Source organism: Streptomyces sp. NBC_01267, assembly GCF_036241575.1.
Lineage (GTDB): Bacteria > Actinomycetota > Actinomycetes > Streptomycetales > Streptomycetaceae > Streptomyces.
The window spans coordinates 1,808,342-1,832,706 of the sequence record NZ_CP108455.1; the positions used below are offsets into that span (position 1 = coordinate 1,808,342).

19 protein-coding genes are annotated in these 24,365 nt (G+C 69.8%); 3 read left to right on the plus strand and 16 right to left on the minus strand.

Annotated elements, in window-relative coordinates; translation table 11 throughout:
- Positions 1–33: 33 nt before the first annotated feature.
- Entirely contained in the window at positions 34–1,620 is a 1,587-nt protein-coding gene (locus OG709_RS08355) for a Na+/H+ antiporter (protein ID WP_250303718.1), read from the minus strand.
- A gap of 268 nt (positions 1,621–1,888) precedes the next feature.
- Between OG709_RS08355 and OG709_RS08360 the strand changes: the two genes are divergently transcribed.
- Together OG709_RS08360 and OG709_RS08365 are read left to right on the plus strand one after the other, a co-directional pair.
- Positions 1,889–3,673, plus strand: a complete 1,785-nt coding sequence (locus OG709_RS08360; protein WP_326695063.1) for a hypothetical protein — start codon at positions 1,889–1,891, stop codon at positions 3,671–3,673.
- A gap of 214 nt (positions 3,674–3,887) precedes the next feature.
- Positions 3,888–6,197: a glycosyl hydrolase family 95 catalytic domain-containing protein gene (locus tag OG709_RS08365; protein ID WP_329165441.1), complete on the plus strand. Its 2,310-nt coding sequence runs from the start codon at positions 3,888–3,890 to the stop codon at positions 6,195–6,197.
- A gap of 21 nt (positions 6,198–6,218) precedes the next feature.
- Here the strand turns inward: OG709_RS08365 and OG709_RS08370 are convergent, their stop codons facing one another.
- From OG709_RS08370 to OG709_RS08390, 5 genes are all read right to left on the minus strand, one after another.
- Entirely contained in the window at positions 6,219–7,043 is an 825-nt protein-coding gene (locus tag OG709_RS08370) for a heparin lyase I family protein (RefSeq protein WP_250303716.1), read from the minus strand.
- A gap of 146 nt (positions 7,044–7,189) precedes the next feature.
- On the minus strand, positions 7,190–7,639 hold the full coding sequence (locus OG709_RS08375) for a GNAT family N-acetyltransferase (protein ID WP_250303715.1): 450 nt from the start codon (positions 7,637–7,639) through the stop codon (positions 7,190–7,192).
- A 2-nt stretch (positions 7,640–7,641) separates the two neighbouring features.
- Positions 7,642–8,583: an RluA family pseudouridine synthase gene (locus OG709_RS08380; protein WP_250303714.1), complete on the minus strand. Its 942-nt coding sequence runs from the start codon at positions 8,581–8,583 to the stop codon at positions 7,642–7,644.
- 61 nt (positions 8,584–8,644) lie between these two features.
- Positions 8,645–9,325 (minus strand): signal peptidase II, encoded by a 681-nt coding sequence (gene lspA / locus OG709_RS08385; protein WP_250303713.1) that lies wholly within the window; start codon positions 9,323–9,325, stop codon positions 8,645–8,647.
- Positions 9,326–9,386: 61 nt separating this feature from the next.
- Entirely contained in the window at positions 9,387–10,235 is an 849-nt protein-coding gene (locus tag OG709_RS08390) for a TraR/DksA family transcriptional regulator (protein ID WP_250303712.1), read from the minus strand.
- A gap of 548 nt (positions 10,236–10,783) precedes the next feature.
- Between OG709_RS08390 and ileS the strand changes: the two genes are divergently transcribed.
- The gene (gene ileS / locus OG709_RS08395) at positions 10,784–13,927 is read left to right on the plus strand and encodes an isoleucine--tRNA ligase (protein WP_250303711.1); all 3,144 of its coding nucleotides are present in this window, start codon (positions 10,784–10,786) and stop codon (positions 13,925–13,927) included.
- Positions 13,928–14,171: 244 nt separating this feature from the next.
- On the opposite strand, the gene OG709_RS08400 is transcribed toward ileS, so the two are convergent.
- The 10 genes from OG709_RS08400 to murD all read right to left on the minus strand — a co-directional run bounded on the left by OG709_RS08400 (position 14,172) and on the right by murD (position 24,345).
- Positions 14,172–15,476: a DivIVA domain-containing protein gene (locus OG709_RS08400; RefSeq protein WP_250303710.1), complete on the minus strand. Its 1,305-nt coding sequence runs from the start codon at positions 15,474–15,476 to the stop codon at positions 14,172–14,174.
- A 49-nt stretch (positions 15,477–15,525) separates the two neighbouring features.
- Positions 15,526–15,810 carry a YggT family protein gene (locus OG709_RS08405; protein ID WP_250303709.1) on the minus strand — a complete coding sequence of 95 codons (285 nt, stop codon included), beginning with the start codon at positions 15,808–15,810 and terminating at the stop codon, positions 15,526–15,528.
- A gap of 71 nt (positions 15,811–15,881) precedes the next feature.
- Complete coding sequence (locus OG709_RS08410) at positions 15,882–16,496, minus strand: cell division protein SepF (protein WP_164264969.1); 615 nt, start codon at positions 16,494–16,496, stop codon at positions 15,882–15,884.
- Positions 16,497–16,636: 140 nt separating this feature from the next.
- Positions 16,637–17,356, minus strand: coding sequence for a YggS family pyridoxal phosphate-dependent enzyme (locus tag OG709_RS08415; protein WP_329165449.1), 720 nt, complete (start codon positions 17,354–17,356; stop codon positions 16,637–16,639).
- 6 nt (positions 17,357–17,362) lie between these two features.
- Positions 17,363–18,124, minus strand: a complete 762-nt coding sequence (gene pgeF / locus OG709_RS08420) for a peptidoglycan editing factor PgeF (protein WP_250303707.1) — start codon at positions 18,122–18,124, stop codon at positions 17,363–17,365.
- Complete coding sequence (gene ftsZ, locus OG709_RS08425) at positions 18,124–19,332, minus strand: cell division protein FtsZ (RefSeq protein ID WP_250303706.1); 1,209 nt, start codon at positions 19,330–19,332, stop codon at positions 18,124–18,126. Before ftsZ ends, pgeF begins: the two co-directional genes overlap by 1 nt.
- A gap of 274 nt (positions 19,333–19,606) precedes the next feature.
- The gene (locus OG709_RS08430) at positions 19,607–20,410 is read right to left on the minus strand and encodes a cell division protein FtsQ/DivIB (RefSeq protein ID WP_329165452.1); all 804 of its coding nucleotides are present in this window, start codon (positions 20,408–20,410) and stop codon (positions 19,607–19,609) included.
- Between the two features lie 17 nt (positions 20,411–20,427).
- Positions 20,428–21,522, minus strand: coding sequence for an undecaprenyldiphospho-muramoylpentapeptide beta-N-acetylglucosaminyltransferase (gene murG, locus OG709_RS08435; RefSeq protein WP_250303704.1), 1,095 nt, complete (start codon positions 21,520–21,522; stop codon positions 20,428–20,430).
- A gap of 6 nt (positions 21,523–21,528) precedes the next feature.
- Complete coding sequence (gene ftsW, locus OG709_RS08440; protein WP_250303703.1) at positions 21,529–22,866, minus strand: putative lipid II flippase FtsW; 1,338 nt, start codon at positions 22,864–22,866, stop codon at positions 21,529–21,531.
- Positions 22,867–22,941: 75 nt separating this feature from the next.
- Positions 22,942–24,345 (minus strand): UDP-N-acetylmuramoyl-L-alanine--D-glutamate ligase, encoded by a 1,404-nt coding sequence (gene murD / locus OG709_RS08445; RefSeq protein ID WP_443068570.1) that lies wholly within the window; start codon positions 24,343–24,345, stop codon positions 22,942–22,944.
- Positions 24,346–24,365 lie beyond the last annotated feature (20 nt).

Genomic DNA, 24,365 nt, shown 5'->3' on the forward strand with positions numbered 1-24,365 from the left:
ACGACAGCACACACCCCGACCGCACCCGACCGGCTACCGCAGGCTCCGCACGTCCAGATGTCTCAGCACCCGGTCCACGATCTCCGGGTCCGCGCCGGGCTCGCTACGGGCGGACAGCACCTCGTGGCGGGCGGCCGACATCATCTCCCGCTGGATCCGCTGCACGGTCTTCATCCGCTCGGCTCGCTGCAGATACGCGGCGTGCCGCTCCTCGTCGACCATGTCGGGGCTGATCCGGGCACCGATCTCGAACGCGCCGCGCGCCATCCGTTCGGCGAGGTCCTCGGGCAGTTCCTCGACCTCCTGGATCTCCTTGAGCCGGTGTCTGGCGGCCTTGGCCGCCCGGATCGCCAGGGTCCGTTCCAGCTCGCGCTCGGCGTTCGTGTCCGACCGGACACCGAGCTTCTGCACCAGCCAGGGCAGCGTCAGCCCCTGGCAGACCAGGGTGGCCATGACCACGGCGAAGGCGATGAAGACCACCTCGCTGCGCCCCGGGAATGGCTCCCCGTTGTCCTTCGTCAGCGGGATGGCGAGCGCCAGGGCGACGGAGGCCACCCCGCGCATGCCCGCCCACCACATGACGACGGTCTCACGCCAACTGGTGGGGATCTCCTCGTCGTAGTCCCGCATGGAGTGCAGCCGCTTCGCCAGCCAGGTGGCGGGCAGCAGCCACACCAGCCGTACGGCGAGGACCACCCCGACGATCGCCGCGCCCCAGCCGAACATCTGCCCCACATGACCGCTGGCCGTGCCGAACACGACGTGCAGTTCGAGTCCGATGAGCCCGAACGTCACCCCGGTCACCAGGGTGTCGACGATCTCCCAGAAGGCGTTCCCCTCCAGACGGCCGCGTACGTCGTCGGCGTCGGCGGTGTGCTCGGCGAGGAAGAGCGCGGACGTCAGCACCGCGAGCACCCCGGACCCCAGCAGCTCTTCGGCCAGGACATAGCTGAGGAAGGGCACCAGCAGCGTCAGCCCGATCTGCAGGGTGGTGTCCCCCAGCAGCCCCATGAGCTTGTTGGTGAGCCAGCCGAGCGCAAGACCCACCACCACCGCCACGACCGCGGAGAGCACCAACTGCCCTGCGGCGACCGGCCAGGAGAACGTCCCGGTGAGGGCCGCCGCGATCGCCACGTGGTAGAGGACGATCGCCGTCACGTCGTTGAACAGCCCCTCGCCCTCCAGGATCGAGACCAGTCGCCGCGGCAGCCCGAGCGCGCCCGCGACCGCGGTGGCCGCCACCGGGTCGGGCGGCGCCACCAGCGCGCCCAGCGCGACGGCGGCGGCGATCGGCAGACCGGGCACGATCGCACTCGCGACGGCGGCCACCGCGGCTGTCGTCACGAACACCAGTGCCACGGCGAGCAGCAGGATCGGCCGGAAGTTCGCGGTGAACTGCCGCCAGGACGTGCGCTGTACGGCCGCGTACAGCAACGGTGGCAGCACCAGCGGCAGGATGAGACCGGAGGGGATGTCGACATTCGGTACGAACGGGAGCAGCGCCAGACAGACCCCGCCGAGCGTCATCAGCACGGGGGCGGGCAGCCCGAGCCGCTCCCCGATCGGCACCGAGACCACCGCCCCGATCAACAACGCGAGCAGCAGTGCCAATTGGTCCACAGGGGTGCCCTCCGGGCTGTCCAAGACCGACCGGCACATGGGGGGCGGTCGGTCGAAACCTTGACGATCAATGACTCAAGCGTGCCATGCAATTGGCGTGTATCGACTCAATAGCCCCACGCTATCGGGCTTCCCTTTCCCCTCGATGACCTTTTCATCCGATGTTTGTGGTGCGCGAGGTCTTCCCGTCCGCTCCGAGCGAGGGCACTATGCGGGGTGCATGGATTCAGGGACGAGAACTGTCGACACATACCTGACTGGAGTTCATATGCCCTCCGCGCACCAACCGCCGTCCAGGAGAAGGGTTCTGGGCACCGCAGCGGCCGGCGCGGGCGCGCTGTTGACCCTGGGCGCCGCCCCGCACGCGTACGCCTCCACCGCACCGACGCACCACCGGGGCAGACGACTGCCCTTCCTGCTCGACATGGTTCAGGCCAACCCGGGCGAGCCGATGACCGAGTCCCGCTACACCGACCCGCGCACGCTCGCCGCGTACGACTACGACGGCCAGGTCATCAACGAGTTCCGGCCGCCGCACACCGGCGTCACCTTCGACACCGTCGACGATCGGATCTTTCCGGCGGGTTCGGACGCCCGCGCCTGGGTGGAGGAGAACGCCCGGGGCATCGACGCACACATCAGCCGCGCGCACGCGGCCGGCATCGACTCGTACTTCTTCACCGACATCATCGTGCTGCCCGAGCGGCTGGTGGAGCTGTACGGCGACGAGGTGCTCGACGACCAGGGCCGGATCAGTCTGCACCGCCCGCGCACCCTGGAGATCCACCGGCTGATGCTCCGTGAGGTCTTCGCCCGCTTCCCCGGGATCGACGGCCTGGTGATCCGCACCGGCGAGACGTATCTGCAGAACGTGCCGTTCCACACCGGCAACAACCCGATCACCGAGGGGCAGGCCAGCCACCTCCTGCTGATCGACCTGTTGCGTGAGGAGGTGTGCGTACGCGCCGGGAAGCGGCTCTTCTACCGCACCTGGTCCACCGGCGGCGACCCGCTCACCAACGACCCGGACTACTACCGCACCGTCACCGGCGCCGTCGAGCCGCACCAGAACCTGCTCTTCTCGGTCAAGCACACGGCCACCGACTTCTGGCGGACCGTCGCCTTCAACCCGACGCTCGGCGTCGGGACGCACCGGCAGATCGTCGAGGTGGAGTGCGCCCGCGAGTACGAGGCGAAGGGCGCCTGCCCGGACTACATCGGTGACGGAGTGATCAACGGCTTCGAGGAGTACGCGGGACGGCCGGGCCCCCAGGGGCTCGCGGCCCTCGCCGAGAACCCGCTGCTCGCCGGTGTGTGGACCTGGTCGCGCGGCGGCGGCTGGCGCGGCCCGTACATCTCCAACGAGCTGTGGTGCGACCTCAACATGTGGGTCATGGCCCGCTGGACACGGAACACCGGCCTCGGCGAGGCGGGCGCCTTCCGCGCGTACGCCCACCGCGCCGGGCTCTCCGGCAACGCCGTCGAGCGCTTCCACCGGCTGGCGCTGCTCTCGGCGGCGGGCACCCTGCGCGGCCACTACAGCGCGCTCGTCCCGACCCCGGTCACGAGGACGACCTGGACCCGCGACCAGTTCCTCGGCGGCTCCGACAAGGATCTGGCGGGCGACTACCGGGCGATCGTCGCCGCGGGCCGGGTCGAGGAGGTACTGGCCGAGAAGGAACAGGCGGCCCGTATCTGGCAGGAGATCAGCGCGCTCTCCGACCGGCTGCCGCTGCGCGACCACGACGACCGCGACTACCTGCGCGTCTCGTCCCGCTACGGCCTGCACCTCTACTCGGTCATCCACCACGGCTGGCAGGTGATGCTGCGCGGTTACGCGGGCGAGCGGAGCAGCCTGATGGCCCGGCACCTGCGGGCGTACGACGACGCCTGGACCTCCTGGCAGCGGCTCGCGACGAGCCGGCCGTCCTGCGCCACGCTCTACCAGCCCCTGGGCTTCGGCCAGAAGGATGCCGACGGGGTGTACGACGCGGACCCCGACCACGGGATGGGCCCGTCCGTCGATGCCTGCCGCAAGCTGCTCGCCGCATGAAGCGCCGCACGCGGAACGCCCTCCCGGCACCTCCCACGACCGGCACCTCCCACGACCGGCGCCACTCACGACCGGCGCCACTCACGACCGGCGCCACTCACGACCGGCACCTCCCACGACCGGCGCCACTCACGACCGGCACCTCCCACGACCGGCGCCACTCACGACCCGCGCCACCGACCGCCCGGCCCCATCTGGAACAGGAGCTACCAAGGTGACTGAATTCTCCCGGAGACGTTTCGTCGGTACGGCGGCCGGCACCAGCGCCGCGCTCTGGCTGGCGGGTTCCCGTACCGCCTGGGCGGCCGCCGCCCGGGGCAGCGGGCACGGAGCCGACGCGTACGAGGAGTCGGTCCGCGCCGCGGCCATGAAGTGGCGGCGGCTTCCGACGGGCTGGCAGGACGCCCCGTTCCTCGCCAACGGCTACTTCGGCGCCCAGCTCTACCGGGGTGCGACGGCGAACACCCTGAAGGTGATGCTCAGCCACTCCGAGGTCCAGGACCAGCGCGGCCAGTGGCGCGGCGGGACGGGGTACTCGCGGCTGCCCATCGGGTACTTCACGCTCACCCTGGCCGGGGAGATCACCGCGGTCGACTGGACGCTCGACCCCTACGACGCGGAGCTGCACGGCACCCTCACCACCACCCGCGGCTCCCTCGCCTTCTCCGCACTCGTCCAGAACGACACGGGCGCCCTGCTGATCTCGACCCGGCCGAGCGCGGGCGAGGAGGCCGCCGCCTGGAGCTTCCAGTGGCTGCAGGCGTCCTCCACCCGCACCAGCGGCAAGCCCGACGACTACACCCCCAACCCGGACCCCCGGGTCGGTGACGGCTTCGTGGAGCAGCCGCTGCTCGCGGGCGGCGGCTGGACCACCGCCTGGCGTGAGCAACGCGAGGGAACCGGGAGACTGTTGGCCGCGCACCTGGTGTACCGCTTCCCCGGGGACGTGTCGCGGGCGACCGCGGACGCCGTACGGGCGGTGGACCGGACCCTCGCCACCGGGCCCGACCGGCTGATCGCCCGGCACCGCGCGTGGTGGCACGCGTACTACCGGCGCAGTTTCCTCTCCGTACCGGACAAGCGGCTCCAGTCCTTCTACGTCATCCAGCTCTACAAGCTGGCGTCGTCGACCCGCGCCGAAGGTCCGACGATCTCCGAGTGGGGGCCGTGGTTCCCCGAGGTCGGCAACAACTGGACCGCGGTGTGGTGGAACCTCAACGTGCAGATCGGCATGGCCCCGATCCACGGCACCAACCATCCCGAGCTGGACTCGGTGACGAACGCCTTCCGGCGTTTCGAGAAGAACCTCCCGATGTCCGTCCCCGCCGCCTACCGCGACGGCCGGAGCTACGCGCTGGGCCACCCCTCCGACTGGCAGCTGCGCGCGGGCGACACCTACGACGTCGGGGCGCCGGGCTCGGACCACATCTCCGACAACTTCGGCAATCTCACCTGGGCGCTGCACAACGTCTGGCAGTCGTACCGTCATTCGATGGATCTGCGGATCCTGCGCGACGTCGTGTACCCGATCCTCGCGAAGGCGATCAACTTCTACGCCCACTTCCTCCACGAGGGAGGCGACGGCAAGCTGCACCTGCTGACCACCCGCTCCCCCGAGTACGCGAACGCCGCCGACTGCACGTACGACCTCTCACTGATCCGCTGGGGCGCCCGGACCCTCCTCGACTCCGCCCGGCTGCTGCGCGTCGACGACCCGCGGGCCGGGCAGTGGCGGGACATCGTGGCGCGGCTGACCCCGTACGCCGAGGACCCGGTGGACGGAGTCATGATCGGCAAGGACGTCCCGCTGGCGGACTCGCACCGCCACCACTCGCACCTGCTCTGGATCTACCCGCTGCGCGAGCGGAACTGGGACCGGCCGGAGGACCGCGAGGTGATGCGCCGGTCCATGAACCACTGGTCCGGCATGCAGAGCGCCTGGCACGGCTACAGCTACGCCAACCTGTCGTCCATGTACTCGGTGACGGGCGAACCGGAGAAGGCCCTCGACCAGCTGACCTACTTCTTCACCGACCGGAACGTCGTCGCGGACTGCGAACTGACGGCCAACACGATGTACCGCGAGGGCAGCAACCTCGCGCTCGAAACCCCGCTGGCCGCCGTCCAGTCGATGCTGGACATGGCGGTGCAGGGCAATGACGGTGTGCTGAAGGTCTTCCCTTCGGTGTCCGACCGCTGGGCGGACGCGTCGATCGCCTCGCTGCGCACCCAGGGCGCGTTCCTCGTCGACGCGGACCGGTCGGCCGGTGCCACCCGGTGGATACGGATCCGGAGCGAGGCGGGCGAGCCGCTGACCCTGGAGCACGGGATCGCGGGCGCGGTGGACGTACGGAACGAGCACGGCCGCGCGCTGTCCTGGCGGGAGAGCGGGCCGGGCCGGATCTCCGTACGCCTGGAGCGCGGCGCGACCGCCGTGATCACACCCCGCGGGAAGCAGGCGGGGCGCGGCCCCCGGGACGTACCGGCGAACGGTACGGCAGTTCCGTGGGGGCTTCCGCTCTGAGCGAGGTGATGTGACGGAGGGTCAGGGGGCGGCCAGGGCGTAACTGGTCGCCACCTTCGCGCCGTTGAGGTACGCGGTGGCCGCACCCTTGACTCCGTCGGAGCGGTAGACGCCCCACTTGTCGGTGACCCAGTCGCCGCGCAGCGTCGCACCTCTGAAGGCCGAACCGCCGTTCACCTTCTGCTGCTTGCCGTCGTACCAGAACCGCACCGCACCCTTGGAAGGTGACGCGGAGACCGTGATCCCGACGACGAACGAGTGCCACTGGCCGGTCCGCAGCGGGGCGTGCCAGAGCTGAGTGGTCTTCAGGTCCGGGTCGCAGTACTCCAGATCGACGGTGCCGTCGCCCCGTGCCCGCAGTGAGAGGGGCGGGGTGGCGGCGCCGGTTCCGTAGTCCTTGAGCTGCCAGAGCACGACCCAGTCGGCGGGGGTGGTGGGCAGTGGCCCCCACATCGACCGCCAGCCCACGTACACGGTGTCGCCCTCGGTGAAGCGCAGCGCCTTCCCGTCGGGGGTCCGGTGGCCGCGGGTCTCGACCCGGACGCGGTCGGTGTCGGAGATCTTCTGCCCGGAGGTGGTGAGGCGGTAGGTACTGCCGTACCTGCCCCGGGGATCGGCGACGACGGAGACCGCGCCCGGCTTGGTCTCGGTGCCCTCGAAGACGGTGGTCCCCCTGGCCGGGTCGGCCCGCCAGAGCGGGGCCGCGGTGTGCGGGGTCCGGGCGGCGAAAGCGGTCGGCGTCTCCTGCCCGGCGGATGCGTGCCACATTCCGGCGAGCGTGAGCGCGGCGGCTGCGGCGACGGCGGAGACCATGGCCATGACAGGGCGGTTCCTGCGGTGCTTCATGCCGAACTCCGTGAGGGAAGGACGGTGGCGGTGCGGAAAAAGCTAGAGGGGTTCCCTGCAGGCCGTCAATACCAACAGGAAACTTTCCTAACCGTCCGTGTCCGTCAGCACGCCCCGCCCGCCCTCCGAGGAGCGCGGAGGGGCGTTCAGATCGCCCGGCGCATCGCCCGGTGCTCGATGTCCGCGTCCAGGAATTCGGGGCCGTACGCCTCGTACCCGAGCCGTTCGTAGAACCCCAGCGCGTGGGTCTGCGCATGCAGATCGACCGCGCTCAGGCCGCGGTCGCGCGCCGTGTCCTCGATGGCCCGCACCAGCGCGGCGCCGACCCCCCTGCCGCGCGCCACGGGGGTCACGGCCAGCCGCCCGAGGGAGCCCACCGCTTCGCCCGAAGCGGGATCCGGCAGCAGCAACCGGCCGGTGCCCAGCGGTCCTTCCGCGTCAACGGCCAGCACATGCACCGCCGTCGCGTCGTGCGCGTCGTACTCGATCGCGGCAGACACACCCTGCTCCACGACGAAGACTCCGTTGCGGACCGCGAAGCACGCTTCCAGTTCGTCCGGGGTGCCGACGACCCGCACCTCGTACCCGCGGGTCATCGTTACTCGCTCTCCGCCCGGATCGCGTCCAGCGCGTGCTGCAGATCCGCCGGGTACGCGCTCTCGAACTCGACCCACCGGCCGTCGGACGGGTGCTCGAAGCCCAGCCGCATCGCGTGCAGCCACTGCCGGGTCAGGCCGAGCCGCTTCGCCATCGTCGGGTCGGCACCGTAGGTCAGGTCGCCCACGCAGGGGTGCCGGTGGGCGGACATGTGCACCCGGATCTGGTGCGTACGCCCGGTCTCCAGCTTGATGTCCAGCAGCGAGGCCGCACGGAACGCCTCGATCAGGTCGTAGTGCGTGACGGACGGCTTGCCCTCGGCCGTCACGGCCCACTTGTAGTCGTGCTGCGGGTGACGCCCGATGGGGGCGTCGATCGTCCCGCTCATCGGGTCGGGGTGGCCCTGCACCAGCGCGTGGTAACGCTTGTCGACCGTGCGCTCACGGAACTGCTGCTTGAGCAGGGTGTACGCCCGCTCCGACTTGGCGACGACCATCAGCCCGGACGTACCGACGTCCAGCCGGTGCACGATGCCCTGGCGCTCGGCGGCACCCGAGGTGGAGATCCGGTACCCGGCGGCGGCGAGGCCACCGATGACGGTCGTCCCGGTCCAGCCGGGGCTCGGGTGGGCCGCGACGCCGACGGGCTTCACGATCACCACGATGTCGTCGTCGTCATGGACGATCTCCATGCCCTCGACGGGCTCGGCGACGATCTGCACCGGAGCGGCGGCCTGCGGCATCTCGACCTCCAGCCACGCACCGCCCCGGACCCGATCGGACTTCCCGACCACTGACCCGTCGACCTGCACCTTTCCCGCAGCGGCGAGGTCGGCCGCCTTGGTACGGGAAAACCCGAACATACGGGAGATGGCGGCGTCTACGCGCTCGCCCTCAAGGCCATCGGGAACGGGCAGGGTGCGGATCTCGGGAACTGTACTCACTCGTCGAGTATGCCTTGCCCGGAGGAGCCGCCGGTCCGGCGGAGGGTCCGGGCGGCCCCGCTCAGTCCTTGTGGACCGTCCCGTCGGGGTCGAGTCCCTTGAAGGAGAGCAGCACGATCAGGACGCCGCCGCAGCAGATCGCGGAGTCGGCGAGGTTGAAGACCGCGAAGTGCGCGGGGGCGATGAAGTCGACGACCGCGCCCTGGAAAGCACTGGGCGAGCGGAAGACGCGGTCGGTCAGATTGCCCAGCGCACCGCCGAGCAGCAGACCGAGCGCGACGGCCCAGGGCAGGCTGTAGAGCTTGCGGGCGAGCCGGACGATCACCACGATCACGGACGCCGCGACCACGGTGAAGATCACGGTGTAGGCCGATCCGACCCCCCAGGCCGCGCCCGCGTTCCGGATCGCCTCGAACTGGAGCAGATCGCCGACGACCTTGACGGGCGCGTGGTGCTCCAGCTTGGCGACCACGATCATCTTGCTCACGAGGTCGAGCAGATAGGCGAAGACGGCCACGGCCAGCAGCACCGTGAGCCGGCGTTTACCCCTGGGCGGCGCGGCAGGCGACGCCCCCGCCGCGGAGGCCGACTCCTCCGCCGGCGGTTCCTCCGCGGACTTCTCCTCCGCGGACGGCTTCCCGGCGGACACGGGTTCGGTGGAGCGCTCCTCGGTGGAGTGCTCCCCGGCCCCCGCGGCCTTGGGAATGTCCGGCGTACCGATGATGCGCTCCGCCTCTGCCACGTGATTCCCTCGCCCTAGTACCTGACTGAGACGAGGGTACGACACACGGGTACCGAAGCCCTCAGTACCTGCGCTCCTGTTTCTGCTTGCACTCCATGCAGAGGGTGGCCCGCGGGAACGCCTGCATCCGCGCCTTCCCGATCGGATTGCCGCAGTTCTCGCAGAGCCCGTAGGTGCCGGCGTCCAGCCGCTCCAGCGCGCGCTCGGTCTGTTCCAGCATCTCCCGGGCGTTGGCCGCCAGTGCCAGTTCGCTCTCCCTGGTGATGTTCTTGGTTCCCGTGTCGGCCTGGTCGTCACCGGCTCCGTCGCCGGAATCACGCATCAGCCCGGCGAGTGCCGTCTCGGCCGCGGCGATCTCCGCGGCCAGCCGCAGGTCCTCGCTCTGCAGCCCGGCGCGGGCGTCCGCGACCTCGTCCGGGGTCCAGGGGTCCTCTCCGGGCCGTACGGGCAGCTCACCGGGTGCCACGGGTGCGGTGACACCGGCCTTGGGCACGGCGGAGGCCGCGGCACGCTTCCTGGCCGCCGCGCTTCCCCCCGCACTCTTCTTCGCAACCAACGTCTCGGCTCCCGTCTGTTCCGCGGCCTGGGCCGCCCCCTGGGCCGCGGCTGCGGCCTTCTTGGCCGCTGCCTCGTGGGCCGGCGCCTTCTTCGCTGCCGTCTTCTTGGCCGCGGTCTTCTTCGCTGCGGTCTTCTTTGCTGCGGTCTTCTTCGCAGGCGCCTCGTGGGCCGACGCCTTCTTGGCTGCCGCTTTCCCGGCCGCGGTCTTCTTCGCCGCCGCCTTCTTCGCGGTGGTGTTCCCGGCGACGGTTCCGTCCGCGGCGGCGCTCTGCTCGCCCGCCGCTTCCTCGGCCGTCGCGCCGGTGGATTCTGCGGACGCCGATCTCGATTCGGCGGTCTTCTTCGCCACCATGGCCGCGGCCCCTTCACATTTTGTGATCTTGCTCGCGAATCTGCTGGGACGATAAGTCGACCCCAGCCCCGCGGCAACGGGGCACGCCGCCGATTCAGCCCTCCTCACGTCCGTGCCAAGCCGAGCCTCCATGCGTTGTGCCCAGCTCCCCGCCCGGTAATCCGCCACCTGGGCCTCCCCGGCATTCCCGGGGGGCGCGTATGGCCATTCGGGTCAGCGGAGCGTGCCGGAGCGCGCGCCCGGAAAACGGTCCGACATCCCGGGAACGGCCCCGTACACTGGCCCCAGCGGAAGGCATGGATGGGACGAGTAGCGTCGCAGGCGGCCACGAGCGATCCGGGGACGGTGCGAGCCCGGAGGCAGGCACGACGTGAAGATCACCCCGGAGCCGTCGGAAGAAAGCCCAGCGGGCGAGTAGAACCGGCTACGCGACCCCAATGAGGGGGCCACGGGCACACACCCGGGGCCAAGGAGGGTGGTACCGCGGGAGCGACTGGGCTCTCGTCCCTCCGACGGAGAGAGAAACGTCCGTTGGAGGAGTTCCGTCCATGACAGCGCCGCAGTACCGCCAGGTACCCGCCCAGGTCGACCTGCCCGCCCTCGAACACGCCGTGCTCGACTTCTGGCGCGAGGCCCAGGTCTTCTCGAAGAGCCTCGAACAGTCCGAGGGCCGCCCCGAGTGGGTCTTCTACGAGGGCCCGCCCACCGCGAACGGCATGCCGGGCGCCCACCACATCGAGGCGCGTGTCTTCAAGGACGTCTTCCCGCGCTTCCGCACGATGCAGGGCTACCACGTCCCCCGCAAGGCCGGCTGGGACTGTCACGGCCTGCCCGTCGAGCTCGCGGTCGAGAAGGAGCTCGGGTTCAACGGCAAGCAGGACATCGAGGCGTACGGCATCGCCGAGTTCAACGCCAAGTGCCGTGCCTCGGTGACCCGGCACACCGACGCCTTCACCGAGCTGACGACCCGGATGGGCTACTGGGTCGACCTCGACAACGCCTACCGGACGATGGACCCCAGCTACGTCGAGAGCGTCTGGTGGTCGCTGAAGGAGATCTTCGGCAAGGGCCTGCTGGTCCAGGACCACCGCGTCGCCCCCTGGTGCCCGCGCTGCGGTACCGGCCTCTCGGACCACGAGCTGGCACAGGGGTACGAGACGGTCGTCGACCCCTCCGTGTTCGTACGCTTCCCGCTGACCGGCGGCCCGCTGGCCGGCGAGGCCGCACTCCTGGTCTGGACGACCACCCCGTGGACGCTGGTCTCCAACACGGCCGTCGCCGTCCACCCCGATGTCCGCTACGTCGTCGCCACCGACGGCAACGAGCAGCTCGTCGTCGCGGAGCCGCTCCTGGAGAAAGCCCTAGGCGAGGGCTGGGAGGCCACCGGCCAGAGCTTCACGGGTGCGGAGATGGAGCGCTGGACGTACCAGCGCCCGTTCTCACTCCTGGAGTTCCCCGCCGAGGCCCACTACGTGGTCAACGCCGAGTACGTCACCACGGACGACGGCACCGGCCTCGTCCACCAGTCCCCCGCCTTCGGTGAGGACGACCTCAAGGTCTGCCGTTCCTACGGCCTGCCCGTCGTCAACCCGGTCCGCCCCGACGGAACGTTCGAGGAGGACGTGCCGCTCGTCGGCGGCATCTTCTTCAAGAAGGCCGACGAACTCCTGGTCGCCGATCTCCAGGAACGCGGGGCGCTCTTCCGGCACGTCCCGTACGAGCACAGCTACCCGCACTGCTGGCGCTGCCACACCGCGCTGCTCTACTACGCGCAGCCCTCCTGGTACATCAGGACCACCGCGGTCAAGGACGCGATGCTGCGGGAGAACGAGAAGACCAACTGGTTCCCCGACTCGGTCAAGCAGGGCCGTTTCGGCGACTGGCTGAACAACAACGTCGACTGGGCGCTCTCCCGCAACCGCTACTGGGGCACCCCGCTGCCGATCTGGCGCTGCGAGGACAACCACCTCACCGTCATCGGCTCGCGCGCCGAGCTGACCGACCTGACCGGCACCGACCAGTCGGAACTCGACCCGCACCGCCCGTACATCGACGAGGTCACGTTCCCCTGCCCGCAGTGCGCGAAGACGGCGACCCGGGTCCCCGAGGTCATCGACGCCTGGTACGACTCCGGTTCGATGCCGTTCGCCCAGTACGGGTACCCGTACCGGAACAAGGAGCTCTTCGAGCGGCGCTACCCGGCGCAGTTCATCTCCGAGGCCATCGACCAGACGCGCGGCTGGTTCTACACGCTGATGGCGGTCGGCACCCTGGTCTTCGACAAGTCGAGTTACGAGAACGTCGTCTGCCTGGGCCACATCCTCGCCGAGGACGGCCGGAAGATGTCCAAGCACCTGGGCAACATCCTCCAGCCCATCCCGCTCATGGACCAGCACGGGGCGGACGCGGTGCGCTGGTTCATGGCAGCCGGCGGCTCCCCGTGGGCGGCCCGCCGGGTCGGACACGGCACGATCCAGGAAGTGGTCCGCAAGACGCTCCTCACGTACTGGAACACGGTGGCTTTCCAGGCGCTGTACGCCCGTACGTCCAACTGGGCCCCGTCGGCCGCCGATCCGGCGCCCGAGGACCGCACGGTGCTGGACCGCTGGCTGCTGAGCGAGCTCAACGCGCTGACGGACCAGGTCACCCAGGCCCTGGACGCGTACGACACGCAGCGGGCCGGCAAGCTGCTCTCCGCCTTCGTGGACGACCTGTCCAACTGGTACGTACGCCGCTCCCGCCGCCGCTTCTGGCAGGGCGACGCGGCGGCGCTGCGCACGCTGCACGACGTGATCGAGACGGTGACCCGGCTGATGGCCCCGCTCACCCCCTTCATCACCGAGCGGGTCTGGCAGGACATGGTGGCTCCGGTGACCCCGGACGCCCCCGAGTCGGTGCACCTCTCCACCTGGCCGAAGGCGGACCTCGCCGCGATCGACCCGACGCTCTCCCAGCAGATGGCGCTGGTCCGACGGCTGGTCGAACTGGGCCGTGCGACGCGTGCCGAGTCGGGCGTCAAGACCCGGCAGCCGCTCTCCCGCGCCCTGGTGGCGGCCTCGGGCTTCGAGGCGCTGTCCGCCGAACTCCGCGCCCAGATCACCGAGGAGCTGAACGTCTCCTCGCTGGCCTCCCTCTCCGAGGTCGGCGGCTCCCTGGTGGACACCACGGCCAAGGCCAACTTCCGTGCGCTGGGCAAGCGTTTCGGCAAGGGCGTGCAGGCGGTGGCCAAGGCGGTCGCCGAGGCGGACGCGGCAGCGCTCTCGCTGGCACTGCGCGCGGGTACGGCGTCGGTGACGGTGGACGGCGAAGAGGTCACGCTCTCCCCGGACGAGGTGATCATCACCGAAACGCCGCGCGAGGGCTGGTCGGTGGCGTCCGACTCGGGCGCGACGGTGGCCCTGGACCTGGAGATCACACCGGAGCTGCGCCGGGCAGGACTGGCCCGTGACGCGATCCGGCTGATCCAGGAGGCCCGCAAGAACAGCGGCCTGGACGTGGCGGACCGTATCGCCGTCCGCTGGAGGGCCACCGACCCCGCGACCACCGAGGCGCTGGCCGAGCACGCGGAACTCATCGCGGACGAGGTGCTCGCGCTGGACTACGCGGAGGGCGAAGGAGACACCGCGTACGGGGCGGAGTTCACGGACGAAGGGCTTTCGCTCACGTTCCGGCTCCACAAGACGCAGGCATAACGACTCGGGGCGCGGTGGGGAGCCTGCTCCCTGCCGCGCCCCGAGCCGTAACCCGCAGCACAGAAAGGTCCGGCCTGGATCACCCCGGCCGGACCTTTCCCGTTCCCCCCTCCCGTCCCCCTCCCAAGTCCCCTTCGCGTCCTGCCTCTCGGGGTCCCGCCCGCACAAACGGGCCGGGCCCCGGGGAGATCCCCGGGGCCCGGCCCTCAGTCTGCCGACTGCGCTGCGCTCGACGCGCCCGCCGTCAGTTGTCGTCCTCGTCGATCAGGAAGCCGCGCATCGGCGAAGGCGCCTGCTGCATCGGCTGCGGAGCCTGCGGCCTCACCGGTGCCATCGGCTGTGTCATCGCCGGGGACATCTGCTGCTGGCCGCCGTACGACGGTGCTCCCATCGACGACTGGCCACCCATGGACGGGTTGCCACCCATCGCGTGCTGGGTGTGCCCCATCGCGCCCGCACCGGCCGGAGCCATCGAGGGCGACGGCGGCAGCGAAGCAGCGGCCGGGGACCGCGGCGGCGCCAACGAGTCGTCGGCCTGCGTCTCCAGCTGACGGAGCTGGCTCTCCAGGTACGACTTCAGCCGTGTCCGGTACTCACGCTCGAAGCCGCGCAGATCCTCGACCTTGCGCTCCAGCGTGGCGCGGGCGGACTCCAGCGAGCCCATCGCGACGCGGTGCTTCTCCTGTGCGTCCCGCTCCAGCGCGTCGGCCTTGGCACGGGCGTCCCGCTCCAGACCCTCGGCGCGGCTGCGCGCCTCGCCGACGATCTTGTTGGCCTCGGAACGGGCCTCCGCGATCGCCTGGTCGGCGGTCTGCTGTGCGAGCGAGAGAACACGGGCGGCGCTGTCGCCACCGGGGCCCTGCTGCTGCATCTGCGGGGGACCACCGTGGCCGCCCATCGGGCCGGGCCCCTGACCGAGCTGGCCCTGACCGCCCATGGGGCCCTGTCCGAGCTGACCCTGACCGAGCTGACCCTGGCCCATCGGACCCTGACCCATGGGGCCCTGACCCATCGGGCCGGGACCCTGACCGAGCTGCCCCTGACCGAGCTGACCCTGGCCCATGGGGCCCTGGCCGAGCTGGCCCTGACCGCCCATCGGGCCCTGCCCCATCGGGCCGGGACCGTGCTGGCCCTGCGGACCGGGGCCGTGCTGACCCTGCGGGCCGGGACCGTGCTGGCCCTGGGGACCAGGGCCGTGACCGCCAGGTCCTGCAGGCAGCTGGGGCTGACCGCCCGGCAGTTGGGGCGGACCCATCTGCGGCTGCTGCTGGACCTGCGGCGGGCCAGATATGGCGGCGGGCACAGGTGCGTTCGGACCGCCCCGACCGTCCTGCGGCTCGGGCTTGCGCATGCCCTGCTGCTGGTTCTGTGCGGCGGCACGTGTGGCAGCCGCGAGCTTGGCGCGCAGATCCTCGTTCTCGCGGAGCAATCGCGTCAGTTCGGCTTCGACCTCGTCGAGGAAGGCATCGACCTCGTCCTCGTCATAGCCTTCTCGGAGGCGGACGGTCGTGAACTGCTTGTTCCGCACGTCCTCGGGGGTCAGCGGCATCTCTTCTTCACCTCTACGTAGTCGTCGGCAGTCGGCAGGACCGAATCGTTCACACCCGGCTCACAATGCTGATCAGGATGTAGACGATGATCATCAGAACGAAGAAGGACAGGTCGAGTGCCACGCCCCCGAGACGCAGCGGCGGAATGAACCGCCGCAGAAGCTTGAGCGGTGGATCGGTGACAGTGTAAGTGGCCTCCAGAACGACCACCATCGCCTTGCCAGGTTGCCATGAACGGGCGAACTGGAAGACGTAGTCCATGACAAGCCGGAAGATCAACACGATGAGGAAACACATCAGCGCGATGTAGACCACATCCAATGCGATGCCCATCTAGCGCTTCCCTCTCCCCTGATGCTCTCGTTCTTCCGGCCTTCCGGCCGGGGTTGTCCCGGTGTCTCGTCTCAGCTCTGGTTGAAGAAACCGCCCTCTGCGATACGGGCCTTGTCCTCCGCCGTGACATCGACGTTAGCAGGCGACAACAGGAACACCTTCTGCGTCACCCGCTCAATGCTGCCATGCAGACCGAAGACGAGCCCTGCGGCAAAGTCGACAAGTCGCTTCGCATCCGTGTCGTCCATCTCCGTCAGATTCATGATCACCGGAGTGCCTTCGCGGAAGTGTTCCCCGATGGTACGGGCCTCGTTGTAGGTCCGGGGGTGCAACGTGGTGATGCGGTAGGGCTCCCGCTCGGACACAACCTTGGGCATGATCACCGGGGCGTTCTTCTCCATACTCGGACGTTCAGGTGTGATGGACGCCACGGGGGCGATTCGGGCGGGTCGTCCGCTTTCCGCCGGAAGCGCAACTGGCTCGCGCTGGGCGGGGGGTTGCACCATTCGCACCGGTTCGTCCTGTTGGGACTGGTGCGACTGATGAGGGGGCTGGTGCCGCCGTCGGTCCCTTTCGGGCTCGGGCTCGGGCTCGAACTCGTCATCGGGGTCGAACCCCGGGCCGTCGTACCCATCGTCCTCCACGAGGCCGAGGTAGACCGCCATCTTGCGCATCGCGCCGGCCATGCTCTGAGTCCTCCGCTCTGTGGTGGATCGCCCTTGTGCCAATTTCGCAGCGTCACCAAGTGCCCGCGATCCACTGGGTCTGCCCGCCGATCGGCGGGAATGACCATATTTTCTGCTGTGGTCCGACTTGCTTCGCGACGTTACCCGAGCCGGGGACGGACACCGAGTACCGCAGTGCCGACGCGGACATGTGTCGCACCCGCCGCAACCGCCTCTTCGAGATCCGCGCTCATCCCTGCCGACACCATGGTGGCAGCAGGATGAGCCGCGCGCAGGCGGGATGAGATTTCCATCAGCCGCTCGAATGACGCCTGTTGCCGACCCGCGTACGGACCGGCCAGCGGTGCGACGGTCATCAGACCGTCGAGCCGCAACCCTGCCGCACCGGCCACCTGATCGGCCAACTCCTCGACGCCGTCCGGCGCGAGACCACCGCGCGCACCCCGCTCGCCGGACTCCGCGTCCAGTGCGACCTGGATCAGACAACCCAGCTCACGCCCGGCCCGGACCGCGGCCGTGGACAGCGCGGTGACCAGCTTGGTGCGGTCGACCGATTGCACCATATCGGCATAACTCGCCACAGAACGAACCTTGTTGGTCTGAAGTTGACCAACAAAGTGCCACTTCAATACAAGATCTGCACACTCTGCAGCCTTGGGTGCGGCGTCCTGATCGCGATTCTCGGCAACTTGACGTACGCCCAGTTCCGAGAGAAGTCGCACATCGCTCGCGGGGTAGGTCTTGGTGACCACGATCAGGGTCACTTCCTCGCGGTCGCGCCCGGCGGACGCACAGGCGGAGGAAATACGATCCTCCACCCGCGCCAGATTTGCGGCGAGTTGACACTTACGGTCCGTCATGTCCTATCAGTCCAGCCAGACATATCCGGCGAGCCGCCCAGTGGTGCGGTCGCGGCGGTAGGAGAAGTGGTCGGGAGACTCCAGGGTGCAGACCGGCGACTGCTGCCGGTCCACGACGCCGAGCGCCTCCAGTTGGGCAAGCACTCCGGCGGTGACATCCACCGACGGGGTGGACCAGCTCGTCTCCGACCAGGCTTCCGGAACGGACCGGGCGACGTCGGCCCGCATCTCCGCGGGGACTTCGTAGCAACGGCCGCAGACCGCCGGTCCGGTACGGGCCGCGATCCGGGCCACATCGGCACCGAGCGCGACCATCGCCTCGACGGCGGCCGGAACGACCCCGGCGACCAGGCCGGGACGGCCCGCGTGGGCCGCGGCCACGACGCCCGCGACGGGATCGGCGAGGAGTACGGGTACACAGTCCGCGGTGAGAACCGCGAGGGGCAGTCCCCGCCGGGCCGTCACCACGGCGTCGACGGCCGGAATGTCCTGATTGCTGCTGACGGTCGAACTCCACGGCCCGTCGACCACCGCCACCTCGCGCCCGTGCACCTGGTTCATCCAGACGACCCGTGCGGGGTCGAGGCCGAGCGAACGGGCGGCCAGTTCGCGGTTCCTGAGGACGGAGGCCGGGTCGTCGCCGACCGCTCCGCCGAGATTGAGCTCCTCGTACGGAACGGCGCTCACTCCGCCCCACCTGTCGGTGAAAGCGAAGTGCGCGCCGTTCGTGGACATCGCGGTGTCGTACGCGGTTATGGGACGCCGCATCACTTCAAGAAGTCCGGGACATCCAGCTCTTCGGCCTGCGAGTCCTGGTACGGACGGGCCGGCGGGACCTGCAGCGGGGCGGACGGCGCGGCCGGAGCCTCGTGCGTACGCTCCGCCTCGGCGGGTGCCGGGGTCTCCTCCCGCTGGGTGACCGCGCCGAGACCGCCGAGCGAACGCGGGGGCTCGTTGACCCGGACCGGAGTCGGGTCCTCGCGCTTGGCGGAGCTCGAACCGATCACGTTCTCCCGGCGGGTGGGCGGCTGTCCGCCGTCGAAGCCCGCCGCGATGACCGTCACCCGTACCTCGTCACCGAGGGCGTCGTCGATGACGGCACCGAAGATGATGTTGGCCTCGGGGTGGGCGGCCTCGCTCACCAGCTGCGCGGCCTCGTTGATCTCGAAGAGACCGAGGTCCGAACCGCCGGAGATGGAGAGCAGCACCCCGCGTGCGCCGTCGATGGACGCCTCGAGGAGCGGCGAGGAGATCGCCATCTCCGCGGCGGCCACCGCGCGGTCGTCGCCGCGGGCCGAGCCGATCCCCATGAGCGCCGATCCGGCCTCGGACATCACGGACTTGACGTCCGCGAAGTCGAGGTTGATCAGGCCCGGGGTGGTGATCAGGTCGGTGATGCCCTGGACACCGGACAGCAGTACCTGGTCCGCGGACTTGAACGCGTCCAGCACGCTGACCTGGCGGTCCGAGATGGACAGCAGCCGGTCGTTGGGAATGACGATGAGGGTGTCGACCTCTTCGCGGAGTTCGGCGATGCCGTCCTCCGCCTGGTTGGCGCGGCGCCGGCCCTCAAAGGTGAAGGGGCGGGTGACCACGCCGATGGTGAGTGCGCCCAGCGAACGGGCGATGTTGGCGACGACGGGTGCGCCACCGGTGCCGGTGCCGCCGCCTTCTCCTGCGGTGACGAAGACCATGTCGGCCCCCTTCAGGACCTCCTCGATCTCCTCACGGTGGTCCTCTGCCGCCTTGCGACCGACTGCCGGGTTGGCCCCGGCGCCGAGGCCGCGGGTCAGTTCACGACCGACGTCGAGCTTGACGTCGGCGTCGCTCATCAACAGGGCCTGTGCGTCGGTGTTGATCGCGATGAACTCGACGCCCTTGAGGCCGACCTCGATCATTCGGTTGATGGCATTGACACCACCGCCGCCGACACCGATGACCTTGATGACTGCGAGGTAGTTCTGCGGTGCTGCCACGTCGAAGGCCTCTCGCCTCGAGTTACGTGTCGCCGCTGCGCGCTTGTCGCGTCGCGACGACGGATGCCGATGGGACGGTCCGAACGCCGACCCGAACCCTAACTGTGAAGTTCAGGGTTACCAGTGTGTCTGCTCCTTGGACTCTCCGAACAGGACACTAAGTCGACAAGTGGCGCACGTTCAACGAACACGCCGAACCTCCCGTTTTTCTTTTCACCCTATGTGATCAGCCGTTGCGCTGACCAACCAGGGTGCTGGCCAGCAAGGATGTACGTCAACTCCCTGACGCAGCAGGGGCGGTGGGGGCACTCACATCGAAGTGCGAGGCCTTCGGATCCGCTTTCATCAGCGCAATGAGCGTGTGCGCCTTCGCGGGGCCGAACTCGCTGCTCCCCCATGTCACCACGCGGTGCCCGGTCAGCTCCAGCGAGACGGAGTCGTACGAACGGACCCGGACGAAAAGGGTTTCCGCGGCTACAGCGGACGGAAGTTCTCCGGCCACCCGGACCGCCTCGACCCGTAGCCGGTCCGTACCGAAACGCAGATGGCTCGGTGACTGATCGGCCGTCAATTCGAGGAGCGGCACTCCCTTGGGTGCGCTGTCCACCGTGTCGAAACGGACGCCCTTCGCGTCCACTTCGGTGTACTTACCGCTCGACTTCATGAGCAGTACCGGCTTTCGCTCGGTCACTTTCAGGCTGATGGTGTGCGGCCATGAACGGGTGACGGTCACCGAGTCGATTCGCGGCAATTTATTCCGGAGTCTGTTCTCCACGGCGGTCGTATCGACGGAAATCAGCGGTGCACCGATCGGAACGGCTGCCGCCGACTCCACCTGGTCCCGGGTCAGAACGCGCACCCCGCTGGTACGAACCCGCTCGGCGCGCAGCCAGGTCGAGCCGTAGAGCGCCCAGATTCCGCCGGACACCAGCACGACAGCGACAGCGAGTACCAGGATCAGCAGTCGTCTGCCGCGCAGCCGCAGACGGCCTGGGCCGCCGGCTCCCGGGGGGCGGGTGCGGCCGGACTCCGCCGCTGGTTTGCGTCCACCGCGCTGTGCGGTCGTCGGTCCGGCCACGCTCGCTCCTTAGGGGGTCACGCCTGGCGGCGTGCGGCAATCGCCTCGTACACCAAGCCGACGAGCAGGTCGTCGGCGTCCCGGCGGCCGAATTCGGCGGCAGCGCGGGACATCTCGAACAGCCGGTGCGGGTCGGCGAGTACCGGAAGGACGTTGCCCTGGACCCACTCGGGGGTCAGCTGTGCGTCGTCCACCAGCAGGCCGCCGCCCGCGTTCACCACCGGCTGGGCATTGAGCCGCTGTTCGCCGTTGCCGATCGGCAACGGGACGTACGCGGCGGGCAGCCCGACGGCGGAGAGCTCGGCCACGGTCATCGCGCCCGCGCGGCAGAGCATCATGTCGGCCGCGGCGTACGCGAGGTCCATCCGGTCCACGTACGGTACCGGGAGGTAGGGCGGCATTCCGGGCATGTTGTCGACACGCGGCAGTTCGTTCTTCGGGCCGACCACGTGCAGGATCTGGATCCCGGAGCGCTGGAGCACCGGAGCGACCTGCTGGACCACCTCGTTGAGGCGGCGGGCGCCCTGCGAGCCGCCGGAGACCAGCAGCGTCGGCAGGTTGGGGTCGAGCCCGAAGGCGGCGCGCGCCTCCGGGCGGACCCGGGCGCGGTCGAGGGTGGCGATGGTGCGGCGCAGCGGGATGCCGATGTAGCGGGCGCCCCGGAGCTTGCTGTCCGGCGTGGAGACGGCCACCGCGGCGGCGTACCGGGAGCCGATCTTGTTGGCCAGTCCGGGCCGGGCGTTGGCCTCGTGCACGACGATCGGCACCCCGAGCCGCTTGGCCGCGAGATAGCCGGGGAGGGCCACGTAGCCGCCGAACCCGACGACGCAGTCGGCCCTTGTCCGCTCAAGGATCTGCTCGGCCGCCTTGATGGTGCCGCGCAGCCGTCCGGGGACGGTGATCAGCTCAGGCGTGGGCCTGCGGGGCAGCGGTACGGCGGGGATGAGCCCCAACTCGTAGCCCCGTTCGGGCACGAGACGGGTTTCGAGTCCGCGCTCCGTGCCGAGGGCCGTGATGCCTACGGTCGGGTCCTGCCTGCGCAGGGCATCCGCAAGGGCGAGCGCCGGCTCGATGTGGCCGGCGGTCCCCCCGCCGGCGAGTACGACATGCACCGAAATTCACCGCTCTCCGGACGGACGCTTCTTGACGCGCCGTCTCATCGACTTCCATCTCACCCCGGGCCTCCGCAAGGCCAGAGCCGTTCTCGCTGCGGGGTCCGACCGCGCGAAGGCGATCAGCAGCCCGACGGCGAACATGGTCGGCAGCAGGGCTGAGCCCCCGTAGGAGAACAGCGGGAGCGGGACACCGGCGATCGGCAGCAGACCGAGCACCGCACCGACGTTGATCACTGTCTGGACCAGAATCCAGGTGATCACACCTCCCGCTGCGTACCTCACGAAGGGGTCCTCCGTGCGTCCGGCCACGCGGATACCCGCATAGCCTAGAGCCGCGAAGAGGGCGAGTACCGACAGAGTCCCCGCGAGACCCAGCTCCTCACCCGTCACGGCGAAGATGAAGTCGGTGTGGGGTTCGGGGAGTTGACCCCATTTCTCCACACTCGCCCCCAGTCCGGATCCGAACCAGCCGCCCGAGGCCAGCGCGTAGATTCCGTGCACCGCCTGCCAGCACTGGTCGTTCGGGCCCGGGTCGGTCGCGCCGATGCAGGCGAGCCGGCCCATCCGGTTGGGACTGGTCTTGATCAGCACGAAGGCCAGGAAGGCCGCGACGCCGAGCACGGTCGCGAACATCCGGGTGGGCGCCCCCGCGAGCCAGAGCAGGCCGAAGAGGATCGCGGTGAGAATGATCGCAGTTCCCATGTCGCCGCCGAGCATGATCAGTCCGAGCAGCACGAAGGTGCCGGGAACGAGCGGCACGAGCATGTGTTTCCACTGGGTCAGCAGCTTCTTGTCCTGTTTACGGGCGAGCAGATCGGCGCCCCAGAGGATCAGGGCGAGTTTGCCGAACTCGCTCGGCTGGAGCATGAACGGGCCGCCCAGCGAGATCCAGTTCTGGTTTCCGTTGACCGACCGGCCGATCCCCGGCACCTGCACGAGCACCATCAGGAAGATGGTTCCCGCGAGGAGCGGGTACGCGAAGGCGCGGTGCAGCTTCACGGGCATCCGGGTCGCGACGAACATCAGGCCGCCGCCCAGGGCCGCGGCGAACAACTGCTTGCGGAAGAAGTACGTGCCGGGCTCGGAGAGTTCCAGAGCCTTGATCATCGAGGCTGAGTAGACCATGACAAGGCCCAGTACGATGATCAGGAAGGCGGAGCCCACGATGAGGTAGTAAGCCGTCAGAGGCCGGTCCCAGGCGCTTCTCGCCTGTTCGTACGCCCGTCGCAGCTGGCCGATCCCGCTGCTCTGCGAGCCGCGCGGCCCGGGGCCCCGCCCCGTGGCCGCGGAACGGCGGGCCGTCCCGGTGCCACCACGCCCGCCTCTGTCCTTGACCGGCATGTCTGTCCCCTCCACTCGTGCCCGGCTCCGCCGGGTCCCGGCGCGGGGCCGTACGGCCGACCAGGAGACGCCTTCCTAGCAGCTCTCGGCGGCCAACTCGCGCACCGCGTCGGCGAATGCCTCGCCGCGCTTGTTGTAGTTGGCGAACATGTCCATGGAGGCACAGGCCGGAGCCAGCAGAACCGTGTCTCCCGGCCGGGCGAGGCGCGCCGCTTCCCGGACCGCAGCCGACATCGCCCCAGTGTCGGTCCGGTCGAGGTCGACCACCGGGACTTCCGGGGCGTGTCGCGCGAGGGCTTCGGCGATCAGGGCGCGCTCGGCGCCGATGAGTACGACCCCGCGGAGCCGCTTCGCCGACCCGATGACGAGATCGTCGAAGCTCGCCCCCTTGGCGAGGCCGCCCGCGATCCAGACGATCGGGTCGTAGGCGGCCAGGGAAGCCTCGGTGGCATGGGTGTTGGTGGCCTTGGAGTCGTCGACATAGGTGACATCGGCGATCCGGGCGACCTGCTCGATACGGTGCGGGTCGGCACGGAAGTCCCGGAGCCCGTCCCGTACGGCGGTGGGCGGGACGCCGTACGCGCGGGCCAGGGCGGCTGCCGCGAGGGCGTTGGCGATGTTGTGCGGGGCGACCGTGCGAGGGCCCGGAACGTCCTCGGCGGGCCGGCCGATGTCGGTGACCTCGGCGAGCTCCTGGGCCTGCTTCTGCCGGTTCGCCACGAACGCGCGGTCCACCAGGATGCCGTCGACCACACCGAGCTGGGAGGGACCGGGGGCGCCGAGGGTGAAGCCGATGGCACGGCAGCCCTCCTCGACGTCCGCGGCGCGGACCAGTTCCTCGGTGGCCGGGTCGGCCACGTTGTAGACGCAGGCGACGCTGTTGCCCTCGTAGACCCGGCCCTTGTCTGCGGCGTACGCCTCCATGGAGCCGTGCCAGTCGAGGTGGTCGGGGGCCAGGTTGAGCACGGCGGCCGAGTGCACGCGCAGGCTGGGCGCCCAGTGCAGCTGGTAGCTGGAGAGTTCGACGGCGAGTACGTCGTACTCCTGGTCGCCGAGCACGGCGTCGAGGAGCGAGACGCCGATGTTGCCGACGGCCTCGGTGCGCAGTCCGGCCGCCCGCAGGATCGAGGCGAGCATCCGTACGGTCGTGGTCTTCCCGTTGGTACCGGTGACCGCGAGCCAGGGGGCGGCGCCCGGCCGGCGCAGCCGCCAGGCCAGTTCCACGTCGCCCCAGACCGGGACACCCGCTTCGGCCGCCGCCCGGAAGAGCGGCTTGTCGGGCCGCCAGCCCGGTGCGGTGACGACCAGTTCGGTGCCTTCGGGCAGCGTCGCCCCGTCACCGAGGCGCACCGTGACGCCCAGGGGCGTCAGTTGAGCGGCCTCGGTACGGGAGCGCTCGTCGTCGGACTCGTTGACGACGGTGACGACCGCTCCCAGACCGTGCAGGGCACGCGCCGCCGGAAGCCCGGAGACGCCCATGCCCGCGACGGTGACCCGCT

What these genes read in the sequence shown, in the direction of transcription:
- OG709_RS08405 (WP_250303709.1), bottom strand. Translation starts at nt 15,810, where the DNA reads ATGGGCATCGCATTGGATGTGGTCTACATCGCGCTGATGTGTTTCCTC.
- OG709_RS08390 (WP_250303712.1), bottom strand. Translation starts at nt 10,235, where the DNA reads ATGGTGGCGAAGAAGACCGCCGAATCGAGATCGGCGTCCGCAGAATCC.
- OG709_RS08415 (WP_329165449.1), bottom strand. Translation starts at nt 17,356, where the DNA reads ATGACGGACCGTAAGTGTCAACTCGCCGCAAATCTGGCGCGGGTGGAG.
- murD (WP_443068570.1), bottom strand. Translation starts at nt 24,345, where the DNA reads ATGGGCGTCTCCGGGCTTCCGGCGGCGCGTGCCCTGCACGGTCTGGGA.
- pgeF (WP_250303707.1), bottom strand. Translation starts at nt 18,124, where the DNA reads ATGCGGCGTCCCATAACCGCGTACGACACCGCGATGTCCACGAACGGC.
- OG709_RS08375 (WP_250303715.1), bottom strand. Translation starts at nt 7,639, where the DNA reads ATGACCCGCGGGTACGAGGTGCGGGTCGTCGGCACCCCGGACGAACTG.
- ftsW (WP_250303703.1), bottom strand. Translation starts at nt 22,866, where the DNA reads ATGCCGGTCAAGGACAGAGGCGGGCGTGGTGGCACCGGGACGGCCCGC.
- OG709_RS08410 (WP_164264969.1), bottom strand. Translation starts at nt 16,496, where the DNA reads ATGGCCGGCGCGATGCGCAAGATGGCGGTCTACCTCGGCCTCGTGGAG.
- OG709_RS08370 (WP_250303716.1), bottom strand. Translation starts at nt 7,043, where the DNA reads ATGAAGCACCGCAGGAACCGCCCTGTCATGGCCATGGTCTCCGCCGTC.
- OG709_RS08360 (WP_326695063.1), top strand. Translation starts at nt 1,889, where the DNA reads ATGCCCTCCGCGCACCAACCGCCGTCCAGGAGAAGGGTTCTGGGCACC.
- ileS (WP_250303711.1), top strand. Translation starts at nt 10,784, where the DNA reads ATGACAGCGCCGCAGTACCGCCAGGTACCCGCCCAGGTCGACCTGCCC.
- OG709_RS08400 (WP_250303710.1), bottom strand. Translation starts at nt 15,476, where the DNA reads ATGCCGCTGACCCCCGAGGACGTGCGGAACAAGCAGTTCACGACCGTC.